The sequence below is a fragment of the Streptomyces bathyalis genome (assembly GCF_015910445.1).
Taxonomy (GTDB): domain Bacteria; phylum Actinomycetota; class Actinomycetes; order Streptomycetales; family Streptomycetaceae; genus Streptomyces; species Streptomyces bathyalis.
In genome coordinates, this window is sequence record NZ_CP048882.1 from 2,887,962 (window position 1) to 2,907,422 (window position 19,461).

Sequence of the window (19,461 nt, forward strand, 5' to 3'; positions counted from 1 at the left end):
CCGTCCCCACCACCCGGTGCGGGCGATGGGGACGGACGGCCGTTCACGACTTGCCGAAGGAGGAGGTCACTTGGCAGCGGCGTCGGCGGCCTTGATCAGGCCCTCCTTCGTCACGGCGCCCACGTAGACCTTTCCGTCGTCCGTCATCAGGGCGTTGACGAGCCGGGTGTGGAAGATCCGTCCGGTGCCGAAGTCGCCCTTGGCCTTCTCGGTGAAGCTGTCGAGAAGCCCGTCGGCCTGCGGCGACTTGCCGTCCTCGCCGCGGGGTGCCGGGGCGCCGGGCATGCCGCTCGCCCCGCCCTTCCCCATGTCGATCTCGGCGACGGAGCCCCAGCCCTTGCCGAGCGTCTTCAGTCCGGAGAGGCCGAGCCCCTCGCCCTTCTCGAAGTCCTTGAACTTCTCGCCCTTGCCGTGCTTCTGCAGCTTGTCGAACCTCTCGGCGGCTCCCGGCCTGCCCGGGTGCTCGCGCGGTGGCCTTCCGTGCGGCGCCTCGGTGACGTCGGTGCCCTTCGGCGGCTTGAATTCGAAGGTTCCGGCGTCCGGCTTGCCGAAGTCGACCTTGGTGTACCGCACATCGACGACCGGTTCGCCACCGCCCTTCGGGGCGAGGGTGAATGTCAGTGGTGTGCCGTTCTCCGCATCGACCGCGATCCGGATGGAGTCGACGGTCGAGTGCTGGGCACCCTTCGGCTTGATCACCAGCTGGTACGCGTCACGGCCGGCCACCTGCGCCGTGCCGTCGACGGTCACGGAGGTGGAGTCGTCCGCCGCCTTCAGCGCCTGTTTGGCCGCCTCCTGCGGTGTGACGTCGCCGATCCCGCCACCGCCCGGCATCCCGCCGTGGCCCTTGCCGTGCTTGCCGTGCTTGCCGTGCTTGCCGTGCTTGCCGTGCTTGCCCGCGGCGCCCTCCGGTGCCTTCGCGTGGAAGGCGGAGTCGGAACCGCTGTCGTACGTCCACACCTCGTCGCCGTTGTGGATGAAGCTGTACTCGGACGCGTCCTCGACGAGGGAGACGCGCTGCTTGTCCGGGCCGTCAGCGGCGACGCGGAGGGTGTGCTCGCCGGAAGCAAGCTCCATCAGCTTCTCCTGGGGTTCGGCCACCCCGCCCTTGCCGCCGTGCTCGCCGCGCTCGCCGTCACCGTGCGGGCCGCCGCCGAACAGGCCGCCCTGCTTCCCGCTCCCGTCGGCGGCGCCGGGCAGCTCGGGCAGGCCCAGGTCGGTGCTGATCTTCACGGTGCCCGACATGTGCTGGGTGTCGGACGCGGCCATCTTCGCCACCAGCTCCTCCGCCGAGATCTTCGGCAGATCGGGGGCACCGACGTCCGCGAGCGCCGGGACGAGTCCGATGGTCACCGCGGCGATTCCCGCGACACCGACCGGTATCCCGTACCGGACGGCCTTCCTGCCGGATGTCCTCGGTTGGATCTGTGCCATGTCGTGCCCTACCTCCGGGTCGGTGGCCGGTTCTGTACGTGCACTCGTCCGTCCCCTGCCTTCGGCGGGGAGACCCCACGCCTGCCTTCGGCGGGGAGACCCCACGCCTGCCTTCGGCGGGGAGACCCACTCCCGCTCGGCCATTGTCCCCGAATTCCACGGGAACGTGCGGGGTGGAGTCTCAATGGCACCAAACCGGTGAGCGTTTGGCGTCCGCCCGAAGAGGCAAGTCCGCGTACTCCTGCGGGTGGAGAGGCGGCGGCGCATGTCCCCCGTGCGGAGGCCGCCGATGGGGGCCATCCCTGAATCGTTCAGGCGCCCCGCGGTGCATGGCCGACCGGTGTGCGGACCCGAACGCCGCAGGTGACGCGGGCTTTGCGCAGAGGTTGACGCGGAGTCGTACGCGGGTGGGGCGGACCCTCAGGCGGCGCGGTGCACGACGGCGTCGCACAGCTGCGAAAGCGCCGCCTTGGCCGCGCAGTCGGGCAGCGGCATCAGCGTCTCGCGCGCCTCGTTCGCGTAGCGGATGGTGTCCTGACGGGCCTGCTCCAGGGCGGGGTGCGCCCGCAGTCCCGTGAGGGCCTCGGCGTGACGGGCGTCGTCCGTCAGATCGCCTCCGAGCAGTTCGAGCAGCGCCCGGTCCTCGGGCGTGGCCTCCGGGGAGGCGGCACGTGCCTGGAGATGCAGCACCGGGAGGGTGGGGATGCCCTCGCGCAGGTCGGTGCCGGGCGTCTTGCCGGACTCGTGGGAGTCGCTCGCGATGTCGAGTACGTCGTCCGCGAGTTGGAAGGCGGTGCCGATCCGCTCCCCGTACTGGGTGAGGATGGACACGACGCTCTCTTCCGCCCCGGCCATCAGCGCCCCGAAGCGTCCGGCAACCGCGATCAGCGAGCCCGTCTTGCCCGCGATGACGTCCAGATAGTGCTGCACCGGGTCGCGGCCCTCGCCGGGACCGGCGGTCTCCATGATCTGCCCGGTGACCAGCCGCTCGAACGCCTCCGCCTGGATGCGGACGGCCTCGGGACCGAGGTCGGCGAGGATGTGGGAGGCGCGGGCGAAGAGATAGTCACCGGTGAGCACCGCCACCGAGTTGGTCCAGTTGACGTTGGCGCTGGGGACTCCGCGCCTCACGTCCGCCTCGTCCATCACGTCGTCGTGGTAGAGCGTCGCCAGGTGCGTCAGCTCCACCACGACGGCCGAGGGCACCACGCCGGGCGCGTGCGGGTCGCCGAACTGTGCGCCGAGCATCACCAGAAGAGGCCGGAAGCGTTTCCCGCCGGCGCGAACCAGGTGCTGCGCGGCGCCCGTTATGAACGGGACGTCGCTCTTCGTGGCCTCGAAGAGGCCTTCTTCGACAGCAGCCAACCCCGCCTGGACATCGGCTTCGAGAGCCTTGTCCCGCACGGTCAGTCCGAAGGGCCCGACTTCGGTCACGAGGGGGTCTCCTGTCTGCATACGACGAAGGAGCGAACACGGGGAACGCTCACTGCTTTCACTTTCGGGTCGTCGCCATCACGGGCAGCGTATCCGGTCGCGTGTCGATCTCCGTGGGCGCGTATGCCCTCACGCACATGGGCCCCGCAGCGGGGCGTCCCGGGCCGTGCGCTGCGCCGTTCTCCCCGGTCCGCCGCTCGCATTCGCACCGCGTCCCGCCGGGCCCTCGCCGCCCTCTGCCGTACGGGAGCCCTTGCGCGAACGGCCCGCCGCGGTGCCCGTACGCTGAGCTCGCCCGTGACCGGCGACGATCTCGAAGGCGAGGCACCGTGACAGACGCAAGACCGCTGGACCTGCCCGAGGGCGACCCCTTCGGCCCGGACAACCTCCCGTACGGCGTGTGCACCACCCCCGAAGACCCCGGCCGGCCGCACATAGTCGTGCGCTACGGCGACCACGTGCTGGACGCGGGCGGTGCCGCGGCGGCCTTCGGCTCGGCGCACGCGGATCTCCTGCGGCAGCCGCTGCTGGGGCCCCTGATGGCGGCGGGACGTCCCGTGTGGCAGGCGGTGCGCGGGGAGCTGCGCGAGTGGCTGACCGCGCCCGGGCACCGGGAGACCGCGAGCCGGTTCCTGCGGCCCCTGGCGGACGTGACGATGCGTCTGCCCTTCGAGGTCTCCGACTACGTCGACTTCTACGCCAGTGAGCACCACGCCACGAACGTCGGAAAGATCTTCCGGCCCGACAGCGCCGCGCTGCCGGCCAATTGGAAGCACCTGCCCATCGGCTACCACGGCCGCGCGGGCACCGTCGTCGTCTCCGGCACACCTGTCGTGCGGCCCAAGGGCCAGCGCAAGCCGCCCACCGAGAACGCGCCGGTCTTCGGCGCCTCGCGGCGGCTCGACATCGAGGCCGAGGTCGGCTTCGTCGTCGGCACCCCATCCGCGCACACCGACAGCGTGCCGCTCTCCGGCTTCCGCGACCACGTCTTCGGCGTGACGCTCCTCAACGACTGGTCGGCGCGCGACATCCAGGGCTGGGAGTACGTGCCGCTCGGCCCCTTCCTCGGCAAGTCCTTCGCGACGTCCGTCTCCGCGTGGATCACTCCGCTCGACGCCCTGGACGCCGCCCGCACCGCGCCGCCCGCCCGCGACGTGCCGCTGCTGCCCTACCTGGACGACTCGGCCGAGCCGGAGCCCGGCGGCATCGATCTGCGCATCACCGTGAGCATCAACGGTCACGCGGTCTCCGAGCCGCCGTTCTCCGCGATGTACTGGACCGCCGCGCAGCAGCTCGCGCACATGACCGTGAACGGAGCCTCGCTGCGCACGGGCGACCTCTACGCCTCCGGCACCGTGAGCGGGCCGGAGCGCTCGCAGCGCGGCTGCCTGCTGGAGCTGACGTGGGGCGGCAAGGAACCCCTCGAACTGCCCGACGGGAGCCGGGGGTTCCTGGAGGACGGGGACGAGGTGACGCTCTCCGCATGGGCGCCGGGACCCGGCGGCAGCCGCATCGGGCTGGGCGAGGTCACCGGCACGGTGCGTCCCGCGCGGTAGGGGCCCGGGACGTGCCGGGGTTCCGCCCCCGGCACGCCCTGCCTGCTGTCCGAACGTCGCGGGGCCTCAGCCCAGGGGCCCTCCGGGCGTCTCCCGTACCGCATCGAGTCGTTCGCGCACCCACGTCTCCACGTCGTTGACGTGGCGGCTCGCCGCCGCGAAGGCGCCGAGGCTGTCACGGGCGCGCAGCGCGGCATGGATGTCCATGTGCTGCTGATGAGTCCAGGCGAGCACGTCGGACTTGACCAGGGCCCGCCAAGTGCGGGCCCTGGCCGTCCTGTTGCTGACGGAGGAGACCAGCGACTGAAGGGTGCGGTTGCCCGTCGCAGCGACGATGTCGGCGTGGAACGCCAGGTCCTCGCGGACGAGTTCGCGAGGATCCTGCATCGTTCGCATGCGCTCGATGCGCTCCAGCAGCCCGTCGAGCGCTGCGTCGTCGATGCGGGTCGCGGCGATGGCGGTGGCGCCGGGCTCCAGCACCTTGCGGCACTCGAGCATCTCGTCCAGGGCGGTGTCCTGGGCGAGATCGAGGAAGCTGCCGATGGCGCTCATGAGCCGTTCGGGACGCAGGTCGGTGACGAACGTGCCGTCGCCGCGCCGCACTTCGAGGACTCCGGCCATGGCCAGCGCCCGCACGGCCTCGCGCAGCGAGGGACGGGACAGCTCCAGTTCACCGGCGAGCACCGACTCGGGAGGCAGCCTGTGCCCGGGGGCGAACTCTCCGCTGCCGATGCGCTGTTTCAGGCGGCTGATCGCCACGTCCACGACGCTGCCGACACCGTTCGCACCCGGGTCGCCGGCTCCGCTCGTCTCGCCGTCCTCGCCGGCTCTGTCGGAAGTCATGCCGGTCAGGATGTCACCGGGGCCGCGTCGTCGCTCCACACCGGCCCGTCCGGGAAGCGGTGGGCCTCCAGCGTCTCGCGGCGGATCTGGGCGCTGTAGCCGGGGGCTTCGGGCACGCGGTAGCGGGAGCCCTCGACCCGTACCGGGTCGTGGAAGTGCTCGTGCAGGTGGTCGACGTACTCGACGACGCGGTCCTCCATGGAGCCGCTGACCGCCACGTAGTCGAAGACCGAGAGGTGCTGCACCAGTTCGCACAGGCCGACACCGCCGGCGTGCGGACACACAGGCACGCCGTGCGCCGCGGCCAGCAGGAGGGCGGCGACCGCCTCGTTGACGCCGCCGAGCCGGCACGCGTCGATCTGGCAGATGCCGATCGCCTCCGCTTGGAGGAACTGCTTGAACATCACGGCGTTGTGGGCGTGTTCGCCGGTGGCGACGTGGACGGGGGCGATGCGGCACTGGATGGCGGCGTGGCCGAGCACGTCGTCCGGGCTGGTCGGCTCCTCGAACCACCAGATGTCGAACTCCTTGAGCGCGTCGGCCCATTCGATCGCCTCGTCGACGCCGAGCGTCTGGTTCGCGTCGATCATCAGACGGCGGTCGGGCCCGATGATCTCGCGGGCGATGCGGCAGCGGCGAACGTCGTCGTCGATGTTCGCGCCGACCTTCAGCTTGACCGAGTCCCAGCCCTGCTCGACGGCCTCGCGGCACAGCCGCGCCAGCTTCTCGTCGTCGTAGCCGAGCCAGCCCGCGCTGGTGGTGTAGGCGGGGTAGCCGTGCTCGCGGACGTACGCCTCGCGCTCGGCCCGGCCGGGCACCCTGGACTCCAGCAGCTCCAGGGCCGCCTCCGGTGTGAGCGCGTCCTTGAGGTAACGCCAGTCGACGAGGTCGACGATCTGGCGCGGGGTGAAGTCGGCCAGCAGCTTCCACACGGGCTTGCCGGCACGCTTAGCCGCCAGGTCCCAGGCCGCGTTGATGACCGCGGCCGCCCCGAGGTGGATGGCGCCCTTGTCGGGGCCGAGCCAGCGCAGCTGGCTGTCGCCGAGGAGGTGACGCGAGAAGCCGCCGAGGTCGCCCGTGATCTCGTCGACGGACATGCCGACGGCGCGCCGGCCGATCGCCTCGGCGGCGCCGACCGCCAGATCGGTTCCCCGGCCGATGGTGAAGGTGAAACCGTGCCCCTCGGACACCTGCGGGCCCGCGTCGTCCGCCGTTCCGTCTCCGTCGTCACCGACGTGCAGGATCACGTACGCGGCGGAGTAGTCGGGCGCCTCGTTCATGGCGTCGGAGCCGTCGAGGGCTCGCGAGGTCGGGAAGCGGACGTCGATCGTCTCGACGTCGACGATGCGGGCGGTCATCGGCACTCACTCCTGAAACGTGCGAGAGGGCGGCGAAGGGCTGCGGGGTCCCTGGGGGTCCCCCCCGGGCCGCGAGGCCCAGGGCGACGGTGCCCGCGGGGGACGAGGTGATCACCCGAAGGCGCCCACGGGGCACACCGAGACCAGGACACGACCCAAGATGTCAGATGTCTCGCCTCGCCGCCAGACCTCCCCCCGACCTTCCCGGGACATAAGGCCAGATGAACAAACCCTTGTCAGGGTTCGACGTGGAAGCTACCTTCCAGCGGTCAGATGTCTCAGCGGTATCGGCTGTGTTTCCCACCCCCGCCACCGTTGCCCTCATCCGCGCGTCCACGCCTCCGCCGTCCCCATGGAGCCCCTTTGATGAACGAGGCCCCAGCAGCCGAAGCCGTACGCCGCAAGGTGTCCCGGCGCCTGCTGCCCCCGCTCTTCGTGATGTTCGTGCTCAGCTTCCTCGACCGTACGAACGTCGCCCTCGTCAAGTCGCACCTCGCCACCGACGCCGGCATCGACGCCGCCGCCTTCGGCCTCGGGGCCGGCATCTTCTTCGTCGGCTACGCGGTGCTGGGCATCCCGTCCAACCTGGTGCTCCACCGCTTCGGAGCCCGCCGCTGGCTCGCGCTGCTGATGCTCGTGTGGGGACTGCTCTCCTGTGCGATGGGGCTGGTGGACGGCCCCGCGAGCTTCTACGCTCTGCGGTTCCTGCTCGGTGCCGCGGAGGCCGGCTTCTTCCCGGGCGTGATCCTCTACATCACCTACTGGTTCCCGGCCGAGGACCGCGGCAAGGCCACCGGGATGTTCCAGTCGGCCGTCGCCTTCGCCAGCATCATCGGCAACCCCGTCGGCGGCTATCTGCTGGGTCTGCACGGTCTTGCCGGTCTGGAGGGCTGGAAGTGGATGTTCATCCTCGAAGGCGCACCCACGGTCGTCGTCGCGCTCGCCGTGCCCTGGCTGCTCACCGACCGTCCCGAACAGGCCCGTTGGCTCAGCGCCGCCGAGCGGAAGCTACTGGCCGACCGCATCGCCGCAGACGTCCCGGACGAGCGGCAGCGCGTCCCTGCGAAGGCCGGCAGCGTGCTCCGCGACAGCAAGGTGCTGCGGCTGATGTTCGTCTACTTCGCCATCCAGATCGGCGTCTACGGCGTGACGTTCTGGCTGCCCGCCCTCGTCGGCCGCATCGAGGGGCTCGGCGACCTGGGGATCGGCTTCGTGTCGGCGCTGCCCTGGGTGTTCGCGTTGCTCGGCGTCCTCGTCCTGCCGTGGATCTCGGACCGTACGGGCAACCGGCGCGGACCGCTGCGGCTCGCCCTGCTGCTGACCGTCGCCGGGCTGATCGGCGGTGTACTCCTGCCGCCGGTGCCCGCCGTGGCGGCCCTGTGCGTCGCGGCGTTCGGCTTCCTGGGCGCACAGCCGGTCTTCTGGACGGTGCCGCCCACGATCCTCTCCGGCGCGCAGATGGCCGGCACGATCGCCCTCATCTCCGGGTTCGGCAACCTCGGCGGCTTCCTGGGCCCGTACCTCATGGGCTCCATCGAGGAGGGCACCGGCTCCGGCGCGAACGGGCTGTACGCCATCGCCGCCGTGGTGACCGCCGGGGCCCTCGTCGTCACAGGTTTCCGCTGGGCGGGCACGCAGCGGCACTCCACCCCGGAAGGGCCGGGCGGCGCGCAGCCGGACCCGGCACGGCGGGCAGCAGCACACACCGGAACGCAACAGGCAGAAAGGAGCAGCGATGACACGCATCGTGCGATTCGCTGACGACAGCGGAACCATACGTACCGGCGTCGCGGACGGCACCGGAGCCATCCGCACGTTCGACGGCACACGGCGCATCGCCGACCTGCTGCGGCTGTCCGCAGGGGAGCTTCGCTCCCTGGTCGAGAGCGCCGCAGGCACGCCCGCCGTCTTCGCCGAGGGCGACGTGGTGCTGCTGCCGCCGCTGGACGGAATGATGGAGCTGTGGGCGGCCGGCGTCACCTACGAGCGCTCACGCGAGGCGCGCGTCGCCGAGAGCACCGAGCAGTCCATCTACGAGCGTGTCTACGAGGCCGAGCGCCCCGAACTCTTCTTCAAGGCGCAGCCCTGGCGGATCGTCACCGACGGCGAGCCGATCGCCGTACGGGACGACTCCGAGCTGAACGTGCCCGAGCCCGAACTCGGGCTCGTCCTCAACAGGCAGGGCGAGACCGTGGGTTACGTGGTCACGGACGACGTCAGCTCCCGCTCGATCGAGGGCGAGAATCCCCTCTACCTGCCCCAGGCGAAGATCTACGGCGGAAGCGCCGCGGTCTCCTCCGGCATCGTGCCCGCCTGGGAGCTCGAAGACGTCTCCGCGCTGCGGATCACCCTCACGATCAGCCGCGACGGTGCCGTGGCCTTCGAGGGCGAGACCTCGACGGCCGCCTTCCACCGCGACCCGCACGGCCTGGCCAAGTACCTCTGGCACGCCCAGCCGTTCCCCGAGGGCGCCGTGCTGGCGACCGGCACCGGCATCGTCCCCAGCATGGACTTCACGCTGAAGGGCGGCGACACGGCACGCATCGAGATCGAGGGTGTGGGCGTGCTGTCCAACCCGGTCGTCGGTGACCAGGCCATGCTGGACTGGCTCGTCGAGGCGGTGGACCGGCCGTTGGTGCGGCGGGACCGGCAGGGCTAGGCCCTGTCTGACAAATAGCGTCGTACGTCCGTCAGGACGTGGGTCGCGGTGTCTGGTGCGTGCGGACGCAAAGCGGAGGAGGAGAGCGCAGCGGGCTGCGCCGACGAACGACAACGCAGCGAACGTGCGTGCCAGGCGTCGTCGTCGTGCGGTCGTGCCACCACAGCGGCATCGGGGTCCACAGCGCCGTCGGCGCGGCCGCTCCGAGGTACGCCGGGACCACGGCGGCCATGGGCCTCACGGCACGCCCGCCGAGCAGGGGCACCCGGTGCGGCGCCCTCTCGCACCACGGCGGGACGAGGCCGAGCACGGGCAGCGCCGGCGGCTCGCTCACGACGCTCAGTCCGATCACGTGGGCCGTGCCGGTCGCGTGGGCCGGTCGCGTGGGCCGGTCGCGTCGAGCGCGAGGTCCGCGTACCCCTCGTTCGTGCAGCCCGAGTGCGGGCGCGAGACGCCACAGCCCGGTGGGCAGGTGACAAGTGCCACCACGTGCGCGGCAGTTACCGCCCATCGGGGCACGGGTGTGCTCGCGTCCACCGGAGTTGCCGTCGTCGTGATGGTCCGGGTCTGCCTGGAAGCCGCTTTGGCCCTCGTCGTTGCCGAGCGGACGAGGCCCTGACGCCGGCCCCCGGATCGGTCCTCCGTTCCCCGCCCGGCGGGAACGGGAACCGGCCGCTCATCCCCCGGAACGAGGCTCTCTCCGCCGTGCGGCACGCGAAGGACCGGAGCCGGGAGCCACGCCACCCCGTGCCCGGCGCCCGACGCGGGCCCCATCGCGACGCGTTGACGGCCGGTCCGCCCGACAACGGGTCGGCGCCGGGACCGGCCTCTCTGCCTGTTAGTTCTCCTCGGGCAGCTTCACCGGGACGTCGGAGACACGGGCGTAGACCTCCGTCGTGCCGCCCTTCCAGGTCACCTTGATCGACTTGGACTCGACCGCGCCGACCTTGCCGTTCGTACGGCTCTGGTCCCCGCCGTCGGGGCACTTGAGCGTCAGGCTCTTCTGCCCCGCCGCGTCACCGAGGGAGCCCGTGCAGTTCCTCCCCCGCTCGCGCAGCAGCGTCACCTTGTCGCCGACGAAGGTGAGCACGTACTGCTTGCCCTTCGCCTTCCAGATGCCCGTCAGCTTGCTGGACTTGCCGGACCCGCCGCTGTTGCCGTCGTCCGCCGCGTCGTCGGGCGCCTGCTCGGTGGCCTCGCCGGACGGCTTGTCCGGCTTCTGCGCGGACTCCGACGCGGACGCCTCCGGCTTGCCACCTCCGCCTTGTCCCTTGTCGCTCTTGGCGCCGTCGTCGTCGCTGCTTCCGCAGCCGCTCACCAGCAGCGCGCCGGCCGCGATCACGGCCACCGCCCCCGCTGCCCTCCGCGCTGTCGTGCGCACGCGTACTCCTTCGCAGTTCTCCGGCTCCGGCCCGCCTTTTAGCAGGGCCACGTCAAGCTAGCAGGCGCCCGGTCCGCTGAAAACGCCGCTGCCCGGCCCCCGTTGGAGGTGCCGGGCAGCGGCGTGGCGTGAAATTCACCGCGGGCTAACGGACGAAGACACCCGCCTGGTTCGCCAGGTCCAGGAAGTACTGCGGTGCGACGCCCAGCACGATCGTCACCAGCACGCCGACGGTGATGGCCGACGTCGTCCATGCGCTGGGGACGGCGACCGTCGGCCCGTCCGTCTTGGGCTCGCTGAGGAACATCAGGACGATGACGCGGATGTAGAAGAAGGCCGCGATCGCCGAGGCGATCACACCGACGACGACGAGCGCGCCCGCGCCGCCCTCCGCGGCCGCCTTGAACACCGCGAACTTGCCCGCGAAGCCGGACGTCATCGGAATGCCCGCGAACGCCAGCAGGAACACCGCGAAGACCGTGGCCAGCAGCGGCGAACGGCGGCCCAGCCCGGCCCACTTGGACAGGTGTGTCGCCTCACCGCCCGCGTCCCGTACGAGCGTGACGACCGCGAAGGCGCCCAGCGTCACGAACGAGTAGGCGCCCAGGTAGAAGAGCACCGAGGAGACGCCGTCACGCGACGTGGCGATGACACCGGCGAGCAGGAAGCCCGCGTGCGCGATCGACGAGTAGGCCAGCAGCCGCTTGATGTCGGTCTGGGTGATGGCCACGACCGCGCCAGCCAGCATCGTGAGGATCGCGACGCCCCACATCACCGGACGCCAGTCCCAGCGCAGACCCGGCAGCACCACGTACAGCAGACGCAGCAGCGCGCCGAACGCGGCCACCTTCGTCGCGGCCGCCATGAAGCCGGTCACCGGCGTCGGGGCGCCCTGGTAGACGTCCGGGGTCCACATGTGGAACGGCACGGCACCGACCTTGAAGAGCAGGCCCATGACGACCATGGCGCCGCCGATCAGGAGCAGCGCGTCGTTGGCGGTGGTCTCGGCGAGGATCGCGCTCGTGGCCCGGTCCGCGTTGCCGATGACGCGGGCGATGCCCGAGTAGCCGAAGGTGCCCGCGTATCCGTACAGCAGTGCCGCACCGAAGAGCAGGAACGCCGAGGAGAAGGCGCCCAGCAGGAAGTACTTGACCGCCGCCTCCTGCGAGAGCAGCCGCCGGCGGCGGGCCAGCGCGCACAGCAGGTAGAGCGGGAGGGAGAAGACCTCGAGCGCGATGAAGAGGGTCAGCAGATCGTTGGCGGCCGGGAAGATGAGCATGCCGCCGACCGCGAAGAGCAGCAGCGGGTAGACCTCTGTGGTCGTCCAGCCCGCCTTCGTGGCCTCCCGCTCGCCCTCACCGCCCGGCACCGACGCGGGCTGCGCGGCGAAGGAGTCGACGTGGGCCTGGCCCTTGTGCGAGCGCGGCTCCAGCCGGCGCTCGGCGAAGACGAAGACCGAGACCAGCCCGACCAGCAGGATCGTGCCCTGCAGGAAGAGCGCCGGCCCGTCGACGGCGATGGCGCCCATGCCCGCGATCGCGGCCTTGGTCGTCCCGTGCCCCGTGACCGCGAGACCCAGCACCGCCGCGAAGGCGGCGGCGAGCCCGAGCGCCGTGAGGATCAACTGCGCGCCGTAGCGCAGCTTCCGGGGCAGGAACGCCTCCAGGACGATGCCGATGACGGCCGCCCCCAGCACGATCAGCGTCGGGGACAGCTGCGCGTACTCGATCTTCGGGGCCTGGAGTTGCTCGGCCCCCAGTGTCCACAGGCTGGGGACAGCCGCTGCCGTCCCCGCCGTTGCCACCGCGCTCACTCGTGGTCACCTCCGGCGTGCTCAGCCGGCTTGTTGTCGGACCGGCCCGTCTCGGCGACGGGGTGGTCCGGTTCCGGGTCCTTCTTCTGCACGTCCGACAGCGTGTGCTCGACGGCCGGGTTGACGATCTGGGTCAGGGGCTGCGGGAAGACCCCGAGGAAGATCAGCAGCGCGACGAGCGGTGCCGCCACGGCGAGTTCACGCACCCGCAGGTCCGGCATGGCCCGCACCTCGGGCTTCTCCACCGGCCCCGTCATCGTGCGCTGGTACATCAGCAGCACGTACAGCGCGGCGAGGACGATGCCCACCGTCGCGACGACGCCGGCCACCGGGTAGCGGCTGAACGTGCCCACCAGCACCAGGAATTCGCTGATGAACGGAGCCAGCCCCGGCAGCGACAGCGTCGCCAGGCCGCCCACGAGGAACGTCCCCGCGAGCACGGGCGCGACCTTCTGCACGCCGCCGTAGTCCGCGATGAGACGCGAGCCGCGGCGGCTGATGAGGAAGCCGGCCACCAGCATCAACGCGGCGGTGGAGACGCCGTGGAAGACCATGTAGAGCGTGGCGCCGCTCTGGCCCTGGCTGGTCATCGCGAAGACGCCGAGGATGATGAAGCCGAAGTGGGAGATGGACGCGTAGGCGATCAGCCGCTTCATGTCCCGCTGGCCCACGGCCAGCAGCGCACCGTAGAGGATGCTCACCAGCGCCAGCACGAGCACCACCGGCGTCGCCCACTTGCTCGCCTCCGGGAAGAGGCCCAGGCAGAAGCGGAGCATCGCGAAGGTGCCGACCTTGTCGACGACCGCGGTGATCAGCACGGCCACCGGGGCCGTCGCCTCTCCCATCGCGTTGGGCAGCCAGGTGTGCAGCGGCCACAGCGGGGCCTTCACCGCGAAGGCGAAGAAGAAGCCCAGGAAGAGCAACCGCTCGATGTTCGTGTCGAGTTGGAAGCCGCCGTCCGCGCGGGCCTCCAGGATCCGCTGGAGCGAGAAGGTGCCCTCGCCCAGCTGGTCGGAGGTGACGACGAAGAGGCCGATCACCGCGGCCAGCATGATCAGGCCGCCGACGAGGTTGTAGAGCAGGAACTTCACGGCCGCGTACGAGCGCTGCTTCGCGGCCTCCTCCTCGCCCGCCGCGTGCGCGCGGTCCCCGAAGCCTCCGATGAGGAAGTACATCGGGATGAGCATCGCTTCGAAGAAGACGTAGAAGAGGAAGACGTCCGTCGCCGCGAACGAGATGATCACCATCGCCTCGGTGGCGAGCATCAGCGCGAAGAAGCCCTGAGTGGGACGCCACCGGCGGTTGGGCCGCGCGGGCTCCAGCTCGTCGGCGTCGTGCCAGGCCGCCCCGATGATGAACGGCAGCAGCAGGGCGGTGAGCGCGATCAGTACGGCCGCGATGCCGTCGACACCCAGCTCGTAACGCACGCCGAAGTCCGCGATCCACGCGTGCGACTCGGTGAGCTGGTACCGCGCGCCGCCCGGGTCGAAGCGGGCCAGAACGATCAGCGAGGAGACCAGCGTCGCCACGGAGAAGAGCAGCGCCACCCACTTCGCGGCGTTCCTCTTGGCGGCGGGCACGGCCGCGGTGGCGACCGCGCCGACCGCGGGCAGCGCGGCCGTGACCGTCAGCAGGGGAAAACCTGCACTTGCTACAGACATGAGACTCAGACCGCCCTCATCAGCAGGGTCGCGGCGACCAGGATCGCCGCGCCGCCGAACATCGAGACCGCGTACGAGCGGACGAAACCGTTCTGGATCCGGCGCGTACGGCCGGACAGGCCACCGAAGGCCGCAGCGGTGCCGTTGACGGCTCCGTCGACCACCTTGTTGTCGGCGTAGACCAGCCCGCGCGTCAGGTACTCGCCGGGCTTGACCAGGACGACGTGGTTGATGTCGTCCTGCAGCAGGTCGCGACGGGCCGCACGCGTCAGCAGGCTGCCGCGCGGCGCCACCGACGGCACCGGCCGGCGCCCGTACTGCAGCCAGGCCCCGGCGACGCCGAGGATCAGAGCCACGACCGTCGCGCCCGTCACCGCTGCCGCCGAGAACGGCGAGTGGCCGTGCTCGAACTGCGTGACCGGCTCCAGCCAGTGGACGAAGGACTCGCCGACCTTGAACAGGCCGCCCGCGAAGACCGATCCGAAGGCCAGCACGATCATCGGGATCGTCATGACCTTCGGGGACTCGTGCGGGTGCGGCTCGTTCTCCTGCCCGCGCCAGCGCTCCTCGCCGAAGAAGGTCATCAGCATCACGCGCGTCATGTAGTACGCGGTGATCGCGGCGCCGACGAGCGTGACCGCCCCGAGGATCAGACCCTGCGTGCCGCCCTTGGCGAATGCGGCCTCGATGATCTGGTCCTTGGAGAAGAAGCCGGACAGGCCGGGGAAGCCGATGATGGCGAGGTAGCCGAGCCCGAACGTCACGAAGGTGACCGGCATGTACTTGCGCAGGCCGCCGTACTTGCGCATGTCGACCTCGTCGTTCATCCCGTGCATCACGGAACCGGCGCCGAGGAAGAGGCCCGCCTTGAAGAAGCCGTGCGTGACGAGGTGCATGATCGCGAACGCGTAGCCGATCGGGCCGAGTCCGGCCGCGAGCACCATGTAGCCGATCTGCGACATCGTCGAACCGGCCAGCGCCTTCTTGATGTCGTCCTTCGCGCAACCGACGATCGCACCGTAGAGGAGCGTGACCGCGCCGACCACGACGACCGCGGTCTGCGCGTCCGGCGCCCCGTTGAAGATGGCGCCGGAACGGGTGATGAGGTAGACGCCCGCGGTCACCATCGTCGCGGCGTGGATCAGGGCGGAGACCGGTGTCGGGCCCTCCATCGCGTCCCCGAGCCAGGACTGCAGCGGCACCTGCGCGGATTTGCCGCACGCGGCGAGCAGCAGCATCAGCCCGATCGCGGTCAGCTTGCCCTCGCCGGCGTCCGTCGCGTTGCCGAGCACCGGCGCGAAGCTGAAGGTGCCGAAGGTGGTGAACATCAGGAAGATGGCGATGGCCAGGCCCGCGTCACCGACGCGGTTGACCAGGAACGCCTTCTTCGCCGCCACCGCCGCGCTCGGCTTGAACTGCCAGAAGCCGATGAGCAGGTACGAGGCGAGGCCGACGCCCTCCCAGCCGACGTACAGCAGAAGGTAGTTGTCGGCGAGGACGAGCAGCAGCATCGCCGCGAGGAACAGGTTGAGATAGCCGAAGAAGCGGCGGCGGCCGACGTCGTGCTCCATGTAGCCGACCGAGTAGATGTGGATCAGCGTGCCCACACCGGTGATCAGCAGCACGAACGTCATGGCCAGCTGGTCGAGCTGGAAGGCGACGTCCGCCTGGAAGCTCTCCACCGGCACCCAGCTGAACAGGTGCTGGTGCAGGGACCGTTCCTCCGCCGGCTTGCCCAGCATTCCTGCGAAGAGGACGACGCCGATCACGAACGAGGCCCCGGAGAGCAGCACGCCCAGCCAGTGCCCGCTCCGGTCGAGTTTCCTGCCGCCGCACAGCAGCACCGCCGCGCCCAGCAGCGGGAAGCCGACGAGCAGTCCGATCAATGACTCCACTGGTTCGTACCCCTTACAGCTTCATCAGGCTGGCGTCGTCGACCGAGGCCGAGTGGCGGGAGCGGTACATCATCACGATGATCGCCAGCCCGACCACGACCTCGGCGGCCGCGACGACCATGACGAAGAACGCCATGATCTGGCCGTCGAGATTGCCGTGGATGCGGGAGAAGGCGACCAGGGTCAAGTTCGCCGCGTTCAGCATCAGTTCGATGCACATGAACACCACGATCGCGTTCCGCCTGATCAGCACCCCGGCGGCGCCGATGGTGAACAGCACCGCGGCGAGATAGACGTAGTTGACGGGGCTCACTTCGCGGCCTCCTCTTCCCGGGCCTTGCGGGCCTCAGGGCCGCCTTCTCCCGCGTCGTCGGCGTCCTGCACGTCCCGCTCCGGGTCGTGAGGTTCGCCGTACATCCGTCCGGTGTGCTCGGTCTGACCGTGGCTGTCGGCCGTGCGCTGCTCGAGCGCGGCGACCCGGTGCAGCGCCTCCTTGCCGACCTCGCGCACCTGGCCGCGCTGGCGCAGCGTCGCGCTGATGGTCAGCTCGGACGGCGTGCCGTCGGGAAGCAGGCCGGGACGGTCGACGGCGTTGTGCCGCGCGTACACCCCGGGCGCGGGCAGCGGCGGCAGCTGCGTGCCCCGCTTGACGCGCTCCTCGGCCTGCTCGCGCTGCGACTTGCTCTTCTCGATGCGCTCCCGGTGCGTCAGCAGCGTCGCGCCGACGGCGGCGACGGTGAGCAGCGCGCCCACCACCTCGAAGGCCACCACGTACTTGGTGAAGAGCAGAGTGGCCAGCGCCGGTACGTTCCCGCCCGCGTTGGCCGAGGCGAGCCCTTCGAAGGAGTGCACCGAGGCCTGGCCGATGCCGGAGACGAGCAGGATGCCCAGCCCGAGACCGCAGGCGGCCGCGAGCCAGCGCTGGCCCTTGAGCGTCTCCTTGAGCGAGTCGGCGGTGCTCACGCCCACCAGCATCAGCACGAAGAGGAAGAGCATCATGACGGCGCCGGTGTAGACGACGATCTGCACGATGCCCAGGAAGTACGCGCCGTTGGCGAGGTAGAAGAGCGCCAGGATCACCATCGTGCCCGCGAGGCACAGCGCCGAGTGGACCGCGCGGCGCAGCAGCACCGTGCCGAGCGCGCCGAGCACGGCCACGGTGGCCAGCACCCAGAACGCCCCTGTCTCACCCGGCGAGGTGGACGTGGCCGCGAGGTCGAACGCGGCGGCGGAATGCGGCATGGCCGCCATGGCGGGCATGGTCACCGACCCTCCTTCGAGTCGTTCCCGGAGCGGTTGCCCTCGGCCCGCGCGGCCGCGCCCTGCAGGGCGACGTCCGCCTCGGCGGCGTCGCGCGAGGAGGGGTCGACACCGTCGGCGTGGGAGACGGGGGCGTCGGTGACCACGGGCTGCGCTCCCGGCTCGGACGAACCGAAGGTCCCGGCCGACTCCTGCGGGTCGCCCGTGTCGGTCACCGGCTGCCGTTCGGTGCCCGGTGCCGCCTCGGTCACGAGCCCGCGGTAGTAGTCCTTCTCCGTCATGCCCGGGAAGATGGCGTGCGGAGAGTCGACCATGCCCTCCTCCAGACCCGCGAGCAGCTCCTCCTTGGTGTAGATGAGCGATTCGCGGGAGGAGTCGGCGAGTTCGTACTCGTTCGTCATCGTCAGCGCGCGGGTCGGGCACGCCTCGACGCACAGGCCGCACAGGATGCAGCGCAGATAGTTGATCTGGTAGACGCGGCCGTAGCGCTCACCCGGCGAGTAGCGCTCCTCGTCGGTGTTGTCCGCGCCCTCGACGTAGATGGCGTCCGCGGGGCAGGCCCAAGCGCACAGCTCGCAGCCGACGCACTTCTCGAGCCCGTCGGGGTGCCGGTTGAGCTGGTGGCGGCCGTGGAAGCGCGGTGCCGTGGGCTTCTTGTACTCCGGGTACTGCTCGGTCAGCCGCTTCTTGAACATGCCCTTGAAGGTCACGCCGAAGCCGGCCACGGAGCTGCGGGGGGTCTCGGGGTGCATCCCCTCGGCGTCGTTGTCAGGCACCGTCGGCCTCCTTTCCGTCAGTGTTCTGGGCGGACTGCCCGTCCCGGTCCGTACCGTCCGCGGCCTCCGACGCACCGGACGGCCCGACCAGCGCACGGTCGTGGCGCGAGCGGCGGCGCGGCACCGGCGGCAGGGTCTGCCCGGGCAGCGGCGGTACGGGGAAGCCGCCCGCCATCGGATCGAAGACCTCGGAGTCCGCCTCCTTCTTGGCGGCCTCGTCCTCGGCCTCCTCCTTGCGTCCGCGGAATACGTCGATGACGAAGGAGATCAGCAGGATCGCGAGGGCCGCGCCGGCGACCCAGTAGACGATCCCCGCGAAGTCGTAGCCCTCGTTGCGCATCGCCCGCACGGTGGCGACGAGCATCAGCCACACCAGGGAGACGGGGATGAGGACCTTCCAGCCCAGCTTCATGAACTGGTCGTAGCGCACACGCGGGAGCGTGCCGCGGATCCAGACGAAGAAGAAGATCAGGGCGCAGACCTTGAGGAAGAACCAGAGCAGCGGCCACCAGCCGTGGTTGGCGCCCTCCCAGTACGTGGAGATCGGCGCCGGCGCCCGCCAGCCGCCCAGGAACAGGGTGGCCGCGAGGGCGGAGAGCGTGACGATGTGCACGTACTCGGAGAGCATGAACAGCGCGAACTTGATGGAGCTGTACTCGGTCTGGTAGCCCGCGACCAGGTCGCCCTCGGACTCCGGCATGTCGAACGGGGCGCGGTGCGCCTCGCCGACCATCGAGACCATGTAGATCAGGAACGAGACGGGCAACAGCGCCGCGAACCAGGTGTCCTGCTGCGCGTCCACGATCGCCGACGTCGACATCGAGCCGGAGTAGAGGAAGACGGCGGCGAAGCTGAGCCCCATCGCGATCTCGTAGCTGATGACCTGCGCCGTGGCGCGGACGGCTCCGAGCAGCGGGTACGTCGAGTTCGACGACCAGCCCGCGAGGACGACGCCGTACGCACCGATGGATGCGGTGGCGAGAATGTACAGCGCGGCCACCGGAAGGTCGGTGAGCTGCATCGCGGTACGGGTGCCGAAGATGGAGACCTCGTTGCCAGGCGGCCCGAACGGGATGACCGCGATCGCCAGGAAGGCGGGGATGGCCGCGAGGACCGGCGCCAGCAGGTAGACGACCTTGTCGGCTCCCTTGACGACGACGTCTTCCTTGAGCATCAGCTTGATGCCGTCGGCCAGCGACTGGAGCATGCCCCAGGGGCCGTGCCTGTTGGGACCGATGCGCAGCTGCATCCAGCCCACGACCTTGCGCTCCATGACGATGGAGATCAGGACCGTCACCATCAGGAACGCGAAGCAGAAGACGGCCTTGAGCGCGATCAGCCAGATCGGGTCCTTGCCGAAGAAGGACAGGTCCTCCTCGGCAAGGAACATG

15 protein-coding genes are annotated in these 19,461 nt (G+C 70.4%); 3 read left to right on the forward strand and 12 right to left on the reverse strand.

Annotated features, from left to right (window positions below; genetic code table 11):
* Positions 1-66 precede the first annotated feature (66 nt).
* Positions 67-1,434, reverse strand: a complete 1,368-nt coding sequence (locus G4Z16_RS12495; RefSeq protein ID WP_197350860.1) for a LolA family protein — start codon at positions 1,432-1,434, stop codon at positions 67-69.
* 420 nt (positions 1,435-1,854) lie between these two features.
* Positions 1,855-2,868, reverse strand: a complete 1,014-nt coding sequence (locus G4Z16_RS12500) for a polyprenyl synthetase family protein (protein ID WP_197350861.1) — start codon at positions 2,866-2,868, stop codon at positions 1,855-1,857.
* Positions 2,869-3,197: 329 nt separating this feature from the next.
* Here G4Z16_RS12500 and fahA point away from each other — a divergent pair, with 329 nt between their 5' ends.
* Positions 3,198-4,424 (forward strand): fumarylacetoacetase, encoded by a 1,227-nt coding sequence (fahA, locus tag G4Z16_RS12505; RefSeq protein ID WP_246530817.1) that lies wholly within the window; start codon positions 3,198-3,200, stop codon positions 4,422-4,424.
* Between the two features lie 66 nt (positions 4,425-4,490).
* Here the strand turns inward: fahA and G4Z16_RS12510 are convergent, their stop codons facing one another.
* Positions 4,491-5,267 (reverse strand): FadR/GntR family transcriptional regulator, encoded by a 777-nt coding sequence (locus tag G4Z16_RS12510; RefSeq protein WP_197350862.1) that lies wholly within the window; start codon positions 5,265-5,267, stop codon positions 4,491-4,493.
* 5 nt (positions 5,268-5,272) lie between these two features.
* A complete protein-coding gene (locus G4Z16_RS12515; protein WP_197350863.1) occupies positions 5,273-6,625 on the reverse strand; it encodes an enolase C-terminal domain-like protein in 1,353 nt (450 codons plus the stop codon).
* Positions 6,626-6,991: 366 nt separating this feature from the next.
* Here G4Z16_RS12515 and G4Z16_RS12520 point away from each other — a divergent pair, with 366 nt between their 5' ends.
* Both G4Z16_RS12520 and G4Z16_RS12525 read left to right on the forward strand, forming a co-directional pair.
* Complete coding sequence (locus tag G4Z16_RS12520) at positions 6,992-8,386, forward strand: MFS transporter (RefSeq protein WP_197350864.1); 1,395 nt, start codon at positions 6,992-6,994, stop codon at positions 8,384-8,386.
* On the forward strand, positions 8,361-9,284 hold the full coding sequence (locus tag G4Z16_RS12525) for a fumarylacetoacetate hydrolase family protein (protein ID WP_197350865.1): 924 nt from the start codon (positions 8,361-8,363) through the stop codon (positions 9,282-9,284). The genes G4Z16_RS12520 and G4Z16_RS12525 overlap by 26 nt, the downstream gene beginning before the upstream one ends.
* A gap of 838 nt (positions 9,285-10,122) precedes the next feature.
* Here the strand turns inward: G4Z16_RS12525 and G4Z16_RS12530 are convergent.
* From G4Z16_RS12530 to nuoH, 8 genes are all read right to left on the reverse strand, one after another.
* The gene (locus tag G4Z16_RS12530; RefSeq protein WP_197350866.1) at positions 10,123-10,665 is read right to left on the reverse strand and encodes a hypothetical protein; all 543 of its coding nucleotides are present in this window, start codon (positions 10,663-10,665) and stop codon (positions 10,123-10,125) included.
* Between the two features lie 145 nt (positions 10,666-10,810).
* Complete coding sequence (gene nuoN / locus G4Z16_RS12535; RefSeq protein ID WP_197350867.1) at positions 10,811-12,478, reverse strand: NADH-quinone oxidoreductase subunit NuoN; 1,668 nt, start codon at positions 12,476-12,478, stop codon at positions 10,811-10,813.
* Complete coding sequence (locus G4Z16_RS12540) at positions 12,475-14,139, reverse strand: NADH-quinone oxidoreductase subunit M (protein WP_197350868.1); 1,665 nt, start codon at positions 14,137-14,139, stop codon at positions 12,475-12,477. The genes nuoN and G4Z16_RS12540 overlap by 4 nt, the downstream gene beginning before the upstream one ends.
* Before the next feature lie 5 nt (positions 14,140-14,144).
* Positions 14,145-16,034, reverse strand: a complete 1,890-nt coding sequence (gene nuoL / locus G4Z16_RS12545) for an NADH-quinone oxidoreductase subunit L (RefSeq protein WP_197350869.1) — start codon at positions 16,032-16,034, stop codon at positions 14,145-14,147.
* Between the two features lie 13 nt (positions 16,035-16,047).
* Positions 16,048-16,347: an NADH-quinone oxidoreductase subunit NuoK gene (gene nuoK / locus G4Z16_RS12550; protein WP_028437880.1), complete on the reverse strand. Its 300-nt coding sequence runs from the start codon at positions 16,345-16,347 to the stop codon at positions 16,048-16,050.
* The gene (locus tag G4Z16_RS12555) at positions 16,344-17,294 is read right to left on the reverse strand and encodes an NADH-quinone oxidoreductase subunit J (RefSeq protein WP_246531277.1); all 951 of its coding nucleotides are present in this window, start codon (positions 17,292-17,294) and stop codon (positions 16,344-16,346) included. Before G4Z16_RS12555 ends, nuoK begins: the two co-directional genes overlap by 4 nt.
* 2 nt (positions 17,295-17,296) lie before the next feature.
* The gene (gene nuoI / locus G4Z16_RS12560) at positions 17,297-18,046 is read right to left on the reverse strand and encodes an NADH-quinone oxidoreductase subunit NuoI (RefSeq protein WP_197354438.1); all 750 of its coding nucleotides are present in this window, start codon (positions 18,044-18,046) and stop codon (positions 17,297-17,299) included.
* A gap of 16 nt (positions 18,047-18,062) precedes the next feature.
* Positions 18,063-19,460 (reverse strand): NADH-quinone oxidoreductase subunit NuoH, encoded by a 1,398-nt coding sequence (gene nuoH / locus G4Z16_RS12565; protein ID WP_197354439.1) that lies wholly within the window; start codon positions 19,458-19,460, stop codon positions 18,063-18,065.
* Position 19,461 lies beyond the last annotated feature (1 nt).

Excerpts from the sequence above, each read along its gene's own strand:
- G4Z16_RS12510 (WP_197350862.1), bottom strand. The coding sequence starts at position 5,267 with ATGACTTCCGACAGAGCCGGCGAGGACGGCGAGACGAGCGGAGCCGGC.
- G4Z16_RS12495 (WP_197350860.1), bottom strand. The coding sequence starts at position 1,434 with ATGGCACAGATCCAACCGAGGACATCCGGCAGGAAGGCCGTCCGGTAC.
- G4Z16_RS12515 (WP_197350863.1), bottom strand. The coding sequence starts at position 6,625 with ATGACCGCCCGCATCGTCGACGTCGAGACGATCGACGTCCGCTTCCCG.
- G4Z16_RS12525 (WP_197350865.1), top strand. The coding sequence starts at position 8,361 with ATGACACGCATCGTGCGATTCGCTGACGACAGCGGAACCATACGTACC.
- nuoI (WP_197354438.1), bottom strand. The coding sequence starts at position 18,046 with ATGCACCCCGAGACCCCCCGCAGCTCCGTGGCCGGCTTCGGCGTGACC.
- G4Z16_RS12540 (WP_197350868.1), bottom strand. The coding sequence starts at position 14,139 with ATGTCTGTAGCAAGTGCAGGTTTTCCCCTGCTGACGGTCACGGCCGCG.
- nuoH (WP_197354439.1), bottom strand. The coding sequence starts at position 19,460 with ATGTTCCTTGCCGAGGAGGACCTGTCCTTCTTCGGCAAGGACCCGATC.
- G4Z16_RS12520 (WP_197350864.1), top strand. The coding sequence starts at position 6,992 with ATGAACGAGGCCCCAGCAGCCGAAGCCGTACGCCGCAAGGTGTCCCGG.
- G4Z16_RS12555 (WP_246531277.1), bottom strand. The coding sequence starts at position 17,294 with ATGCCCGCCATGGCGGCCATGCCGCATTCCGCCGCCGCGTTCGACCTC.